Here is a 15,615-nt window from a genome sequence, read left to right on the forward strand (position 1 = left end):
ATGACCTTAAAACAAACAATACACCAAAAATATCTTCAAATTATTCAGGACAAAATAGATGTCTTTCAGGATATGATTTCGGGCTTGACAGAAGATTCGCTTAATGATGCCAAAGGTTCTGCCGGCGACAAACACGAAACGGCTTTGTCGATGATGCATATCGAACAAGAAAAGCTTACCAACAAACTTAAAGAAGCCATCGAACATAAAGCTATCCTCGAAAAAATTGACACTACTTTAGTAAACAAAAAAGCTGTAATGGGTAGCTTGGTAAAAACCAATAATCTAACCGTTTTTATATCAGCTGCATTGCCTAAAATGTCTTTAGATGGACAAAATATTTTTGGGATTTCTCCTCAATCTCCGTTAGGTATACAATTGATTGGTAATGAAGTAGGTTATATTTTTCAATTAAACAATGTACAATATCAAATTCTTTCAATCGAATAAAATGAAAAAAAAAGTACTTATAGGTTTGTTTTTTGTAGCACAATCTATTTTAGCACAAAAGCAAAAAGCCGATTTACTGATTACAAATGCTACGATTTATACAGTAAATAAAGATTTTGGAAAAGCTGAAGCTATGGCAATAAAAAATGGTAAAATCATTGCTATAGGAACCTCTACAGAGATTCAAAAGAAATACCAAGCTCCCAAAAATATTGATGCTAGAGATAAATTTTTATACCCAGGGTTTTATGATGCTCATGCGCATTTTTACAGCTTTGGGTTGAACCTTCAAAAAGTAGATTTAAGAGGCACAAAAAGTTATCAGGAAGTTTTAGATCGAGTGGTCAAGTTTCAAAAGGAGAGAAATCTTGATTTTATTACCGGACGTGGTTGGGATCAAAACGATTGGACAGTAAAAGAATTTCCAACAAAAGTCGAATTAGATAATTTGTTTCCAAATACTCCGGTTGTTTTAACCCGAATTGACGGTCATGCTCTTTTAGCGAATAGCAAAGCTTTAGAATTGGCTCAAATAACACCAACTACAAAAGTATCAGGAGGAGAAATCCAACTTAAAAACGGAGAAACCACAGGAATTGTTGTCGATAATCCTATGGATTTGGTGTACAACATTATTCCAAAACCTAGTCAACAAACCCAAATTAGTGCTTTAAAAGATGCAGAGAAGGTAATGTTTGATTATGGATTAACAACAATTAACGAAGCTGGTTTAGAAAAAGATGTTATCGACTTAATAGACACGTTACAACAAAGAAAAGAGCTTAAAATTAATATCTATGCGATGGTAATGGCTTCTCAGGATAATGTTGATTTGTATACACAATTAGGACCTTATAAAACAGACAATCTAAATGTGCGTTCGTTTAAATTCATGGGTGATGGAGCTTTAGGTTCTCGCGGTGCTTGTCTACATAAACCGTACAGCGACAGACCATCTCATTACGGTGCATTGCTTTCTTCTGTTTCAGATATTAAAAAATTAGCCAAACAAATAGCCGAGTCAGAATACCAAATGAATTCACATGCGATAGGCGATTCTACCAATTCAGTTTTATTGAATATATATAAAGATGTTTTGAAAGGTAAAACAGATCGTCGCTGGAAAATAGAACATGCTCAAATCATGCAGGAAAAGGATTTTGATTCTTTTAGTTTAAATATCATTCCTTCGGTACAGCCTACACATGCGACTTCGGATATGTATTGGGCAGAAGAAAGAGTCGGTAAGGAGCGCATCAAACATTCGTATGCCTATAAAAAAATGTTAGACAAAGCTGGAATTATAGCTCTAGGAACCGATTTTCCTATAGAAGAAGTCAATCCTATGTATACTTTTTATGCAGCAGTGGCCAGAAAGGATTTGAAACATTTTCCTGAAGGAGGTTTTCAGTCCGAAAATGCGCTTTCAAGAGAAGAAACATTAAAAGGAATGACCATTTGGGCTGCATATTCTAATTTTGAAGAAAATGAAAAAGGAAGTCTGGAAGTGGGCAAATGGGCCGATTTTACCATTTTCGATAACGATTTACTAACCGAAGATATTGATGCCATTCCTTATATAAAACCAGTAAACACATTTGCTAAAGGAGTTCAAGTGAAATAATTTTAGAGATATTTAAGTTTAAGCCAGTCAATTGACTGGCTTTTTTGTTATGTTTCAAACCTCTTTTTAAGTTTAATAAAAGGTAACTCTATAAGTTTGTAGGATAACTTACTTATCAACAACGTAATAGTTAATGAAAGTGTGAAAATAATTATGGAAAGTATTGTTTTTTCCATTTTAATGCTATTTTTTGTAAGAAGAAAATATAACACAAGTATTACTATGGAATGATATATATAAAGTCCGTAAGTGTAAGTGCCCATTTTTGATAATATGTTTTCTTCGGATATTTTAAGTTTATTGTTTTTTGGGAGCATTATCAAAATAATACTTGAAAAAAACAGCCCTAAAATTAATGGCTCTATAATATTTATATGATTAAAGGAAAAATAAGATGTTCCTAGAGTGTATGAAATACATCCTAGGCAAATTATTAACTTAACAATGAGACTAATTTTATTTATTATGATTGTTGTTTGGTCTTTATAGTTTACATATAAATAAGCGGGTATTGCTCCATACATAAAGAAATCTAAATTTGATAGAATATCTACCAGCCTTATGTTATAAATAAAGTAAACCTGTTTAAATATATATGAAATTATTATCAGAGATATTATCCAAAAAGGTAAATTTTTGATTTTTGTATAATTTAAAATAAGCCCCCATAAAATATAAAAATGTTCTTCAACACATAACGACCAAAGTACAGGAACAATAGGTAAATTAGAAAAACTATTAAAATACATAACTCTATAATTTTCTAAAAATAAGACAGACAAAATCCAGTTTTGTTCGTAGTTGTCTAATAAATTGCCAGATCCGTACATATTATATACTATGTGATATGCTAAAGCTAACCCTAGGGCTATGAAGTATAAAGGCCAAATCCTTAATGATCGCCTTATAAAATATTTTTTAAAATTTATTTTTGAATAATTTTTCTTTTCAATTAATAAAAGATAGGTTATTAAAAAACCACTTAAGGAAAAAAAGAACCAAACTCCAATATCTCCTCTAGTCTCTAATGGTCTTAAGTCAGGTGGTAAATGGAAAATAAAAACTAATAAGAAAGAAAAAAAACGTAAAGCATCAAACGTCTCAAATTTTTCTTTTTTTATCATTTTTTCTTTTTTGCAAAAATAATCAAAGTGTTCTATAAATTAGAATTTCTAACTTTTTTTTGAAAAAGCAAATATTTTTTTTTAATTTATTACGTAATTTCAGTTTTTAATTTATAAATGTAATTGAAATATAATTTTTAGTTTTTAAATATAATCAAATTATTCAATTTTGTTTCAGAAATAAAATAATAAGTAAAATCTAATTATGAACTCATAATTCATAATTCATAATTCAAAAAAGTATGTGTGGAATTGTATGCGCCTTCGATTTAAAACAAAAAGCCGAAATATTGCGTCCTAAAGTATTGGAAATGGCAAAAATCATCCGTCACCGCGGACCAGACTGGAGTGGAATATTTTCAAATGACAAAGCTATTTTAGCGCACGAGCGTTTGGCTATTGTGGATCCTGCATCAGGAAAACAACCGTTGTTTAGTACGGACGGTAATTTGGTTTTGGCGGCTAATGGTGAAATATACAACCACCGAGAATTGCGTAAACAATTCGAAGGACGATATGATTTTCAAACCCAAAGTGATTGCGAAGTCATTTTGGCATTGTACAAAGAAAAAGGGCCAACATTTGTGGATGAAATGAACGGAATTTTTGGTTTCGCATTATATGATGTAGAAAAAGATGAATATTTCATCGCGAGAGACCATATGGGGATTATTCCTTTGTACATCGGTTGGGACAAGCATGGAACTTTTTATGTGGCGTCAGAGTTAAAAGCTTTAGAAGGTTATTGCTCAAAAATCGAATTGTTTCCACCAGGGCATTATTTTCATAGTAAAACGGGTGAATTAGTGAAATGGTACGATCGCGAATGGACAGAATATGATGCTGTAAAAGACAATGAAACGAGTATTCAAGCTATTCGTGAAGCTTTAGAAGCGGCCGTGCATCGTCAATTAATGAGTGATGTACCTTATGGCGTATTACTTTCGGGTGGATTGGATTCTTCTATTACTTCGGCTATTGCCAAAAAGTACGCGAGTCGTCGTATAGAAACCGATGATAAATCGGAAGCTTGGTATCCGCAATTGCATTCGTTTGCGGTTGGCTTAGAAGGTTCGCCAGATTTGGCAGCAGCACAAAAAGTAGCCGATCATTTAGGAACCATTCACCACGAAATTAAATTCACCATTCAGGAAGGATTAGATGCGATTCGTGATGTGATTTATAACTTGGAAACCTACGATGTGACTACCGTTCGTGCTAGTACACCTATGTATTTAATGGCTCGTGTGATAAAATCAATGGGAATAAAAATGGTGCTTTCGGGCGAAGGTTCCGATGAGTTGTTTGGTGGCTATTTGTATTTCCATAAAGCGCCGAATGCCAAAGAATTCCACGAAGAAACAGTCCGTAAGTTGAGTAAACTACATATGTACGATTGTTTGCGTGCGAATAAAAGTTTAGCAGCTTGGGGTATCGAAGGTCGTGTACCGTTTTTAGATAAAGAATTCATGGACATAGCCATGCGAATCAACCCGCAAGACAAAATGATCAATGGAGAGCGTATGGAAAAATGGGTACTTCGTAAAGCATTTGAAGATATGTTGCCTGAAAGTGTGGCATGGCGTCAGAAAGAACAATTCAGTGACGGAGTAGGTTATAGTTGGATTGATACCTTGAAAGAAATGGTGGCCGAAGCAGTTTCTGATGAGCAATTGGCCAATGCTAAATTCCGATTCCCGATTCAAACGCCTATGAACAAAGAAGAATATTATTATCGTACCATTTTTAGTGAACATTATCCGAGTGATACTGCAGCGTTATGTGTGCCTCAAGAAGCCAGTGTGGCTTGTAGTACCAAAATTGCTTTAGAATGGGATGAAGCCTTCAAAAAACTAAATGATCCTTCCGGTAGAGCAGTAGCCAATGTTCATGAAGAAGCTTATGAAAAAGAAATAGTTGTATAGTTTTAGTTAGTTCAAGATAACTTCCGGATAATTCACACTACGCTGAATAGGAAGTAGAAACCTCAGTAATTAAGTTGCTGAGGTTTTTTTGTGTCCAATTTCAAAATAAATCAATTTTTAAAATCGATTTTAAGGCCTTATAATCAATCTTCTGTTTTAGTACTTTTTTTGATTGATTTAAAAAGTATCAAAATCCGTTTTAAGGCTATTTTTATTCGATTTAAGGCATTATCTCTTTATTAACACTTGTTGATAACTTAAAGGTGTTTTTGAGGTTTTTTATAGAAAAAAAAGTTGTGTTTTATTATATTTGCTTGTTATACAAAAAAATAATTTCGAAAAAGATAATATGAGCGAAGAAGTTAAAAAGAATAATTATTCTGCCGACAGTATTCAGGCCCTTGAGGGGATGGAGCACGTACGTATGCGTCCTTCGATGTATATTGGTGATACTGGGGTGAGAGGTTTGCACCATTTGGTGTATGAAGTAGTAGATAACTCGATTGATGAGGCTTTGGCAGGTCATTGTGATACTATTTCTGTAATCATAAACGAAGATAATTCCATTTCAGTTGAAGATAACGGTCGTGGTATTCCTGTTGATATTCATAAAAAAGAAGGTGTTTCGGCTCTTGAGGTTGTAATGACTAAAATTGGTGCCGGAGGTAAATTCGATAAAGATTCCTATAAAGTATCGGGAGGTCTTCACGGAGTTGGGGTGTCGTGTGTAAATGCCTTGTCAGATCATTTACGCGCAACCGTTCATAGAGAAGGAAAAGTGTATGAGCAGGAATATGAAAAAGGGAAAGCATTATATCCTGTAAAACAAATTGGAACTACAGAAAAAAGAGGAACGATTGTTACTTTCAAGCCAGATGGAACGATTTTTACTCAAACGTTAGAATATTCTTATGATACGTTAGCAGCTCGTATGCGTGAGTTGTCTTTCTTGAACAAAGGAATCACCATTACGCTGACAGACAAACGTGATATCGATGATAAAGGAGAAGTTCGTAATGAAGTTTTCCATTCTAAAGAAGGATTAAAAGAATTCGTTAAGTTCTTGGATGGAAACCGTGTGCCTATTATTGGTCACGTAATTTCTATGGAAAACGAAAAAGGAGAAATTCCTGTTGAAGTAGCTTTGATTTACAACGAAAGTTATTCTGAAAACATTTTCTCTTATGTAAATAATATTAATACTCACGAAGGAGGAACGCACTTACAAGGTTTCCGTATGGGATTAACTCGTACGTTAAAAAAATATGCTGATGCTTCGGGGTTATTAGATAAATTAAAATTTGAGATTTCAGGAGATGACTTCCGTGAAGGGTTAACCGCTATTATTTCGGTAAAAGTGGCAGAACCGCAATTTGAAGGTCAAACCAAAACGAAATTAGGAAATAGAGAAGTAGTTTCTCCAGTTTCTCAAGCAGTAGCTGAGATGTTGGAAAACTATTTGGAAGAAAATCCCAATGATGCTAAAATCATTGTTCAAAAAGTAATCTTAGCAGCTCAGGCACGTCACGCAGCGAAAAAAGCGCGTGAAATGGTGCAACGTAAAACCGTTATGGGTGGCGGCGGATTGCCAGGTAAATTATCCGATTGTTCGGAACAAGATCCAGAAAGATGTGAGATTTTCCTTGTCGAGGGAGACTCGGCAGGTGGAACGGCTAAACAAGGTCGTGACCGTGCATTCCAAGCAATTTTGCCATTACGTGGTAAAATTTTGAATGTGGAAAAAGCGATGCACCACAAAGTATTCGAAAACGAAGAGATTCGTAATATTTTTACTGCTTTAGGTGTAACTATTGGAACAGCTGAAGACAGTAAAGCCTTAAACTTAGAGAAATTAAGATATCATAAAGTGGTTATTATGTGTGATGCTGATATCGACGGTAGTCACATTTCTACCTTAATATTAACATTCTTCTTCCGTTTTATGAAAGAATTAATTGAAGAAGGACATGTATATATCGCCACTCCTCCTTTATATTTAGTAAAAAAAGGAAACAAAAAAGAATACTGTTGGACAGAAGCGCAACGTGATGCGGCAAACGAAAGAATGGGTGGTGGAGCAGGAATTCAGCGTTATAAAGGTCTTGGAGAGATGAACGCAGAACAATTGTGGGAAACTACCTTGAATCCTGATTTCAGAACACTTCGTCAGGTAAATATTGACAGTTTAGCTGAAGCTGATCGTGTATTCTCTATGTTAATGGGGGATGAGGTGCCGCCTCGTAGAGAGTTCATTGAGAAAAACGCAGTATACGCTAATATTGACGCATAAAAAACGAATAAAAACAACCAAAATTTATACATAAAATGAAAGTTACTATAGTTGGAGCTGGAAACGTTGGAGCAACTTGTGCAGACGTGATGGCTTACAGAGGAATTGCAAGCGAGATCGTATTGTTAGACATCCGTGAGGGTTTTGCTGAAGGTAAAGCTTTAGATATTACACAATGTGCAACCAATACAGGATTTAATACCAAAGTAACGGGTGTTACGAATGATTATTCGAAAACGGCTGGAAGTAATGTGGTAGTAATTACTTCTGGAATTCCAAGAAAACCAGGAATGACTCGTGAAGAGTTAATTGGTATCAATGCAGGAATTGTAAAATCAGTTGCTGAAAACTTATTACAGTATTCTCCAGAGGCTATTTTCGTAATTGTATCTAACCCAATGGATACCATGACGTATTTAGCATACAAATCGTTAGGATTGCCTAAAAACAGAATCATTGGAATGGGTGGAGCATTAGATAGCTCACGTTTCAGAACCTATCTGTCTTTGGCTTTAGATAAACCAGCTAATGATATTTCTGCAATGGTTATTGGTGGTCATGGTGATACAACGATGATTCCATTAACACGTTTGGCTTCTTACAATGGAATTCCAGTTTCTCAATTTTTATCACAAGAGCAATTAGATAAAGTAGCTGCTGATACTATGGTAGGTGGAGCAACGTTAACAGGATTGTTAGGGACTTCTGCTTGGTATGCTCCTGGAGCTTCGGTGGCGTATTTAGTAGATTCTATCTTAAATGATCAAAAGAAAATGATTGCATGTTCAGTTTTTGTTGAAGGTGAATATGGTCAAAACGACATTTGCATCGGAGTACCTTGTATTATTGGTAAAAACGGTTTAGAAGAAATTATTGATATCAAATTAAACGATGCTGAAAAAGCTTTGTTCGCTAAGTCTGCCGATGCAGTTCGTGGTATGAATGATGCTTTGGCTACAGTTTTAGGATAAACTTTTGAAAATAAATATGAAAAGACTGCTTTTTTGCAGTCTTTTTTTTGATATTAATCAATAAATAAATTGGTTAATCACATTCAGAATTATATATTTGCACGTTTTCTAAAATTGGGGCAGTGTCTTTGCACCTCATTTCTATTAAACTAACCAAAACAAAACAAAAAGAATTAATTAATTTTTACAAAGAATGCAGAATAGAGGACTTATTAAATTTTTTGCAATTTTGTTTGCAGTGGTAAGTATTTACCAGCTGTCGTTCACCTTTGTGGCAAACAAAGTTAAAGGCGATGCAAAAGCATTTGCAAAAGGAGATCAGGAAAAAGAAATCAAATACCTTGACTCAATTGGTAAAGAAAAAGTGTTTTTAAACTATTTTACTTACAATGAGGTTGCTGACAAGCAAATTAACAAAGGTCTTGACTTAGAAGGAGGTATTAACGTTACTCTTCAAATTTCAGTAAAAGACGTATTAAAAGGTTTAGCAAACAATACTGCTAACCCAGTTTTTAATAAAGCTCTTGCTGACGCAAAAAAGAATCAAAAAGGAAATCAATCATATTTAGATGCTTTTTATGATGCTTTTGAAGCGGCTTCTGCTGGTACAAGTACAAAATTAGCTTCTCCAGATGTTTTTGGTAACAGAAACTTAGCTGAAGAAATCAATTTCAACATGTCTGAAAGTCAAGTAAAAAGTGTAATCAATAAAAAAGTTGACGAGTCAGTACAAAGTGCTTTTGGTGTATTACGTGAACGTATCGACAAATTTGGTGTAACACAACCAAATATTGTTAAGTTAGGTAACACTGGGCGTATCCTTGTTGAATTACCTGGAGCGAAAGATGTTGACCGTGCTAAAAAATTATTGTCTTCTACAGCTCAATTAGAGTTCTGGGAAACTTTTAAAGTTGAAGAAGTTGGTAACTACTTAATGACAGTTAATGAAGCTTTAAAGAAAACAGAAAAAGCTCCAGTAGCTGAAGCTGCAAAAGCTACATCAAAAATTGATTCATTATTAGTTGATAAATCAAAAGATTCTGCAACTGCTAAAAAAGGAGACAATCCATTATTTGATAAATTAATGCCAATCAGCCAAAGTGGTCCAATTTTAGGTATGATTGCTACTAAAGATACTGCTGCAGTTAATGCTTATTTAAAAAGAGCTGATATTAAAGCATTATTGCCTTCAAACCTTGCTGATGCAAAATTTGTTTATGGAAAACCAAGAACAGAAGATGCTGAAGCAGTTGAAATGTATGCTTTAAAAGGAAATAGAACAAATACTCCTCCTATGAGCGGAAGTGTTCTAGTTGATGCGTCTGATTCATTTGATCAAATGGGTAAACCATCGGTTACTATGCAAATGAATGGTAAAGGAGCAAAAATCTGGGAAGAATTAACAGGTAGAGCTTATTCACAACAAAGTAATATTGCTATTGTTTTAGATAACATAGTTTATTCAGCTCCTGGTGTTACTTCAGGACCAATTGCTGGAGGGCGTTCTGAAATTTCTGGTGTTTTCTCTGTTGAAGAAACTAAAGACTTAGCAAACGTTCTACGTGCTGGTAAATTACCTGCTGCTGCAGAAATCGTTCAGTCAGAAGTTGTAGGTCCATCATTAGGACAAAAAGCTATTGACAATGGTACCACTTCTGCTTTAGTAGGATTGATTTTAGTAGCATTGTGGATGATGATTTATTACGGAAAATCAGGTTGGTATGCAAACATTGCATTAATAGTTAACTTACTATTTTTATTTGGTATTTTATCAAGCTTAGGTGCGGTATTAACATTACCAGGTATTGCAGGTATTGTATTAACATTAGGTACTGCAGTAGATGCAAATATCATTATTTATGAAAGAGCAAAAGAAGAACTTCATCATGGATTGAGTTTAGGAGAAGCTGTGAAAAAATCATTTTCATGGGCAGGAGCGATGCGTTCGATTATTGATGCTAATGTTACTCACGTATTAACAGGTGTTATTTTATACATCTTTGGTACAGGTCCTATCAAAGGTTTTGCAACAACATTATTAATTGGTATTATTACATCATTATTTACATCTATCTTTATTACTAGAATTTTATTAGATAGAGCTGTATCTAAAAATGAAGAATTAACATTTACTACAAAATGGTCTAAAAACTGGTTCCAAGGTTTCAATTTTGATTTCTTGAAAGTAAAAAAATTCACTTATATCTTCTCTTCATTAGTGGTTATTATTTCTGTAATTTCATTTTTCGTGAACGGATTAGATGAAGGTGTTGATTTCGTGGGAGGTAGAACTTTCCAAGTTAAGTTTGAGAAAACAATTGAGCCTTCGGTAGTTTCTGATGAGTTATCTAAAGTGTTTGGTACTACAGAAGCAAAAGTATTTGGTGATTCTGATCAGTTAAGAATTACAACGAAATATAAAATTGAAGAAGAAGGAGTAGCTGTTGATGCTGAAGTAAACAAAATGTTATATGACAACTTGAAAAAAACACTTCTCAGCAGATATGACTTACGACAAATTCATTACTTTATATGAAGGTAAAAAATTAGGAGTTCTTTCAGGATCTAAAGTGGGTGCTGCTATTTCTAACGACATCAAAACAAACTCTTTCTGGGCTGTAATTGGTGCTATGTTAGTGGTTGCATTATACTTAATCGTTTCTTTCCGTAAATGGCAATATTCATTAGGAGCATTAGCTGCTGTTGCACACGACGTAATTTTCGTTTTAGGAATTTACTCATTATGTTATAAGTTTATGCCTTTCCACATGGAAATGGATCAGCACTTTATTGCTGCTATCTTAACGGTTATTGGTTACTCAATGAACGATACAGTAATTGTATTCGACAGAGTTCGTGAATTCTTAGCTGGAAATACTAAAGGTGATTTCAATCATATCGTTAACGATTCAATTAACACAACGTTATCAAGAACAATCAATACTTCATTAACAATGATTTTAGTATTGGCTATCATGTTCGTTTTTGGTGGTGAATCGATCAGAGGATTCGTTTTCGCGATGTTAATTGGTATCGGAATTGGAACATATTCATCTTTATTCATGGCAACTCCAGTATTAGTAGATACTATGCCTAAAAAAGATAAAGAAGAAATCGAAAGAAGACATGCTGAATTAAACAAGTAATCTTTTAGATTTAAACTATATTTGAAGTCCCGAGTAATCGGGACTTTTTTAATTTTATAAATATGAATGTATTAAGTTGGAACGAATTTGAAAACGTTGAAATGCGAGTGGGAACTATTGTTGAGGTAAAAGATTTTCCAGAAGCAAGAAAGCCTGCATTTCAATTAATAATCGATTTTGGAAGCGAATTAGGAATTAAAAAATCATCTGCTCAAATCACCAAAAGATACTCGAAAGATGAATTAATCAATAAGCAAATTATTGCTGTGGTTAATTTTTCTAAAAAGCAAATAGGACCTTTTATTAGCGAATGTTTGGTTTTGGGATCAGTTGGTGTGGATAATGATATTGTTTTGCTTACAACCGATAAGAAGGTAGAAAATGGGTTGAGAATAGGTTGATTCTATTTGATTTTAAATATTAAAAAAGCCCAAATGTAAGTTTGGGCTTTTCTATATGATTAAATATCGTCAAAATCGATATCAGTAAAGTTGTTTCTTGGCTCTTCGTCTGATCTTTCAGAGTAGTATTCCTTTTTGAAATCTTTTTGATGTCTTTCTGAAATTACTTCTTCTCCTTTTTGTTTAAGAACAAAATCAGTCATTTCTCCTAAAATATCAGTAAAAGCAGCGAAATCTTCTTTATAAAGATAGATTTTGTGCTTTTTGAAGTGAAATGAACCATCTTCTTCAGTAAATTTTTTACTTTCTGTAATGGTTACATAATAATCATCAGCTTTTGTTGAGCGCACATCAAAAAAGTAGGTTCTTCTTCCAGCACGCAAAACTTTAGAAAAAATTTCTTCTTTTTCTAACATGTCGTGTTCGTTCATATTCATTCTATCAGATAGGTTTATTGTTTCCCAAATTTGAAAAAAAAAACACAACTAAACAAAAAATTACAGTAATTCTTTTTCTGTAATTTGTTTTAAATACAATTCTTTGTAGTATCCTTCTTGGTTTACTAGTTGATAATGAGTGCCTTGCTGTGTGATTTGTCCGTTATTTAAAACAATAATTTTGTTGGCATTTTTAGCAGAAGAAACTCGGTGACTAACAATTATTGTGGTTTTGTTTTTACAGACAATTTGCAGATTATTTAGTATTGTTTCTTCGGTTTCTGTATCAACAGCAGATAAGCAATCATCTAGTAACAAAATTTCTGGATTATTGATAATTGCTCTCGCAATTGATACTCTTTGTTTTTGCCCACCAGATAGTGTAATACCTCTTTCTCCTATCATTGTCTCGTAATGATCCTTAAAATTGATTATGTTTTCATGCACATCAGCATATTTTGCGGCTTGAATTACTTCTTCATCAGTCGCATTTTCTTTACCAAACTTAATATTGTTTTTTATGGTGTCTGAAAATAAGAAAGCATCTTGTGGTACAACTCCAATACTATTTCTTAAATCAGTAAGATTTGCTTTAGTTAGACTAATTCCGTCAATAATTACTTCACCAGATGTTGGATCGTGTAATCTACTTATTAAGGATAGAATTGTTGATTTCCCTGAACCTGTTCTTCCTATAATTGCTAAAGTTTCGCCTTTTTTCACTTCAAAGGAAATATTGTCTAATGCTTTAATTTTTGTGTCTTCATATACAAGAGAAACATTTTTAAATGCAATCTCTCCTTCAAATTCCATAGAAGAACTATTTTCGTTTTTTATATCGGGTTCAATTTTTAAAAATTCATTAATTCTTTTTTGTGAGGCTTCTGCTTCTTGAACTAATGATGATACCCATCCTAGTGATGCAACTGGCCAAACCAACATATTGATATATAGAATAAACTTAGCAATTACTCCAATATTTGTAATTGATCCATTAATATACATAAATCCGCCTATAGAAATTATTAATAAGTTACTAATACCTATTAATAATAACATTAATGGTCCAAAAAATGCTTGTGTTTTAGCTAATTTTAAGCTCTTTTCATTGCTTTCCATTGCAAGATTAGAAAATTCATTTTGCTTATAGTTTTCTATGCTATATGATTTTATAACTCTAATGCCAGAAAAGAATTCTTGCGAAAAACTGGAAAGCACAGATAGATTTTTTTGGAATTCAGTACTTTTTTTGTTGATTTCTGAGCTAAGCTTGAAAATAAAATAGGATAAAATAGGTAAGGGCAGAAGAGTAATAAAAGTTAGTTTAGGAGAAACTCTATACATGTAAAATATTACAACTGAAAACCTTATAAATGTATTTATAGTATACATTACAGCGGGGCCAACATACATTCTAACTCTTCCAACATCTTCACTGATTCTATTCATTAAATCGCCAGTTCTGTTTTTTTTGTAAAAATTTTGGCTTAGTCTTTCGTATTGCTGAAATACTTCATTTTTCAAATCAAATTCAACATGTCTCGACATCACTATTAATGTTTGACGCATTAAAAAAGTTAATACACCAGCAATTAATGTCGTAACAATTATCCAAAGAATGTTGTTAAGTAATATTTTTTTTACAGATTCTATACTGGAGCTGTCAGATTTTATATGTGATTCTATTGCAGCAATAGAATCACCAATTAATTCTGGAGTATAAAGTGAGAAAAATTGTGCAATTATTGTGATTAAAATACCTCCAATAAAATGAGTTTTATATTTAATAAAATAATGATTTATATAACTTAGTTCTTTCATTTTGACAATAAATGAGGATAAAATGTTAATTTATTTATTTAAAATTTATTTAAATATCAAATTTATTAGTGAATGTGTAATTATTAATTTATTAATATTATATTAATATTTTGTCTTATTATTGCAAACTTTTAATTTAAAACGTAATTTTGCACCGACTTTTTTAAAAAGTGTAAAAATAAAAAAAACACACTATAATATGATTACTGAATCTTTAAAAGCTAGTGAGCTTCACAAAATTGACCCAGTATTTGGACAATTATCATTTGATAATCACGAACAAATTGTTTTTTGCAATGACAAAGATACTGGTTTAAAGGCAATAATAGGAATACATAACACAGTTTTAGGACCAGCTTTAGGTGGTACAAGAATGTGGAAATATACTAACGAATGGGAAGCATTAAATGATGTTTTACGTTTGTCAAGAGGAATGACCTATAAGTCAGCTATCTCAGGATTAAATTTAGGGGGTGGTAAAGCAGTTATCATTGGTGACTCTAAAGTTGATAAAACTCCTGAAATGATTGCTAAATTTGGTCAGTATGTTAACTCTTTAAGCGGTAAATATATCACTGCTGAAGATGTAGGAACAACTACAGCAGATATGGACTTAATCCGTAAATATACTGAGCACGTAACAGGTATTTCAGAATCAATTGGAGGTTCTGGAAATCCTTCTCCAGTAACTGCTTATGGAGTTTACATGGGAATGAAAGCTGCGGCTAAATATAAATTTGGTTCAGACAACTTAGACGGAAAAAGAGTTTTAGTACAAGGAATTGGACATGTTGGCGAAACTTTAGTAGATTATTTAACTGCTGAAGGTGCTAAAGTTGTTATTTCTGATATTAATGAAGATCGTTTAAAAGAAATAGGTAACAAATACGGTGCTAAAATTTTTACTGGAGACGATTTATACAGTGCAGATGTTGATATTTATGCGCCATGTGCTTTAGGTGCTACTCTTAATGATGAAACTATTGGAAAATTAAAAGCTCAAGTTATTGCAGGAGCTGCTAATAATCAATTAGCTAACGAAATTAAGCACGGACAAATGTTGAAAGATAAAGGAATTTTATATGCTCCTGATTTCTTAATCAATGCTGGTGGTATTATCAATGTTTATGCGGAGATTGTTAAGTACGATAAAGCAGAAGCTATGCGTAAAACTGAGAATATCTATAATACAACATTGGAAATTTTCGATTATGCTGATGCTAATAACATTACAACGCATGAAGCGGCATTCAAAATTGCTCAAAACAGAATCGATTTGAGAAAAAAAGAATTAGCTAAATAACAGCATCAAAATTTCTTCTGGCTAAATTTCTAAGAAGTTTAGCTAGGTTTAAATAAAATTGTATTTTTGTGAAGCGAAAGAATTTCTTTCGCTTCATTAATTTTTAAAAGTTCTTATAAGTGC

At 32.9% G+C, this 15,615-nt stretch carries 10 protein-coding genes and 1 pseudogene; 8 read left to right on the top strand and 3 right to left on the bottom strand.

The window, feature by feature from the left end:
* Complete coding sequence (locus LJY17_RS01175; protein WP_264542047.1) at window positions 1-450, top strand: hypothetical protein; 450 nt, start codon at window positions 1-3, stop codon at window positions 448-450.
* A 1-nt stretch (window position 451) separates the two neighbouring features.
* Window positions 452-2,074: an amidohydrolase gene (locus LJY17_RS01180; protein WP_264542048.1), complete on the top strand. Its 1,623-nt coding sequence runs from the start codon at window positions 452-454 to the stop codon at window positions 2,072-2,074.
* 47 nt (window positions 2,075-2,121) lie between these two features.
* Here LJY17_RS01180 and LJY17_RS01185 read toward each other — a convergent pair whose 3' ends face one another.
* Window positions 2,122-3,198, bottom strand: a complete 1,077-nt coding sequence (locus tag LJY17_RS01185; RefSeq protein ID WP_264542049.1) for an acyltransferase family protein — start codon at window positions 3,196-3,198, stop codon at window positions 2,122-2,124.
* Between the two features lie 242 nt (window positions 3,199-3,440).
* Here LJY17_RS01185 and asnB point away from each other — a divergent pair, with 242 nt between their 5' ends.
* From asnB to LJY17_RS01210, 5 genes and pseudogenes are all read left to right on the top strand, one after another.
* On the top strand, window positions 3,441-5,123 hold the full coding sequence (gene asnB, locus LJY17_RS01190) for an asparagine synthase B (RefSeq protein WP_264542050.1): 1,683 nt from the start codon (window positions 3,441-3,443) through the stop codon (window positions 5,121-5,123).
* 349 nt (window positions 5,124-5,472) lie between these two features.
* Window positions 5,473-7,413 carry a DNA topoisomerase (ATP-hydrolyzing) subunit B gene (gene gyrB / locus LJY17_RS01195; RefSeq protein WP_264542051.1) on the top strand — a complete coding sequence of 647 codons (1,941 nt, stop codon included), beginning with the start codon at window positions 5,473-5,475 and terminating at the stop codon, window positions 7,411-7,413.
* Window positions 7,414-7,448: 35 nt separating this feature from the next.
* Window positions 7,449-8,384, top strand: a complete 936-nt coding sequence (gene mdh / locus LJY17_RS01200; RefSeq protein ID WP_264542052.1) for a malate dehydrogenase — start codon at window positions 7,449-7,451, stop codon at window positions 8,382-8,384.
* A 193-nt stretch (window positions 8,385-8,577) separates the two neighbouring features.
* Window positions 8,578-11,530 (top strand): annotated as a pseudogene (gene secDF / locus LJY17_RS01205) (protein translocase subunit SecDF).
* Between the two features lie 62 nt (window positions 11,531-11,592).
* Complete coding sequence (locus LJY17_RS01210; RefSeq protein WP_264542053.1) at window positions 11,593-11,931, top strand: tRNA-binding protein; 339 nt, start codon at window positions 11,593-11,595, stop codon at window positions 11,929-11,931.
* A 59-nt stretch (window positions 11,932-11,990) separates the two neighbouring features.
* Here LJY17_RS01210 and LJY17_RS01215 read toward each other — a convergent pair whose 3' ends face one another.
* The gene (locus LJY17_RS01215; RefSeq protein WP_264544865.1) at window positions 11,991-12,362 is read right to left on the bottom strand and encodes a PUR family DNA/RNA-binding protein; all 372 of its coding nucleotides are present in this window, start codon (window positions 12,360-12,362) and stop codon (window positions 11,991-11,993) included.
* A 66-nt stretch (window positions 12,363-12,428) separates the two neighbouring features.
* Window positions 12,429-14,189: an ABC transporter ATP-binding protein gene (locus LJY17_RS01220; protein WP_264542054.1), complete on the bottom strand. Its 1,761-nt coding sequence runs from the start codon at window positions 14,187-14,189 to the stop codon at window positions 12,429-12,431.
* Window positions 14,190-14,388: 199 nt separating this feature from the next.
* Here LJY17_RS01220 and LJY17_RS01225 point away from each other — a divergent pair, with 199 nt between their 5' ends.
* Window positions 14,389-15,492, top strand: a complete 1,104-nt coding sequence (locus tag LJY17_RS01225; protein ID WP_264542055.1) for a Glu/Leu/Phe/Val family dehydrogenase — start codon at window positions 14,389-14,391, stop codon at window positions 15,490-15,492.
* The last annotated feature ends 123 nt before the right edge of the window (window positions 15,493-15,615 follow it).

The sequence above is a fragment of the Flavobacterium hankyongi genome (assembly GCF_036840915.1).
Taxonomy (GTDB): Bacteria; Bacteroidota; Bacteroidia; order Flavobacteriales; family Flavobacteriaceae; genus Flavobacterium; species Flavobacterium hankyongi.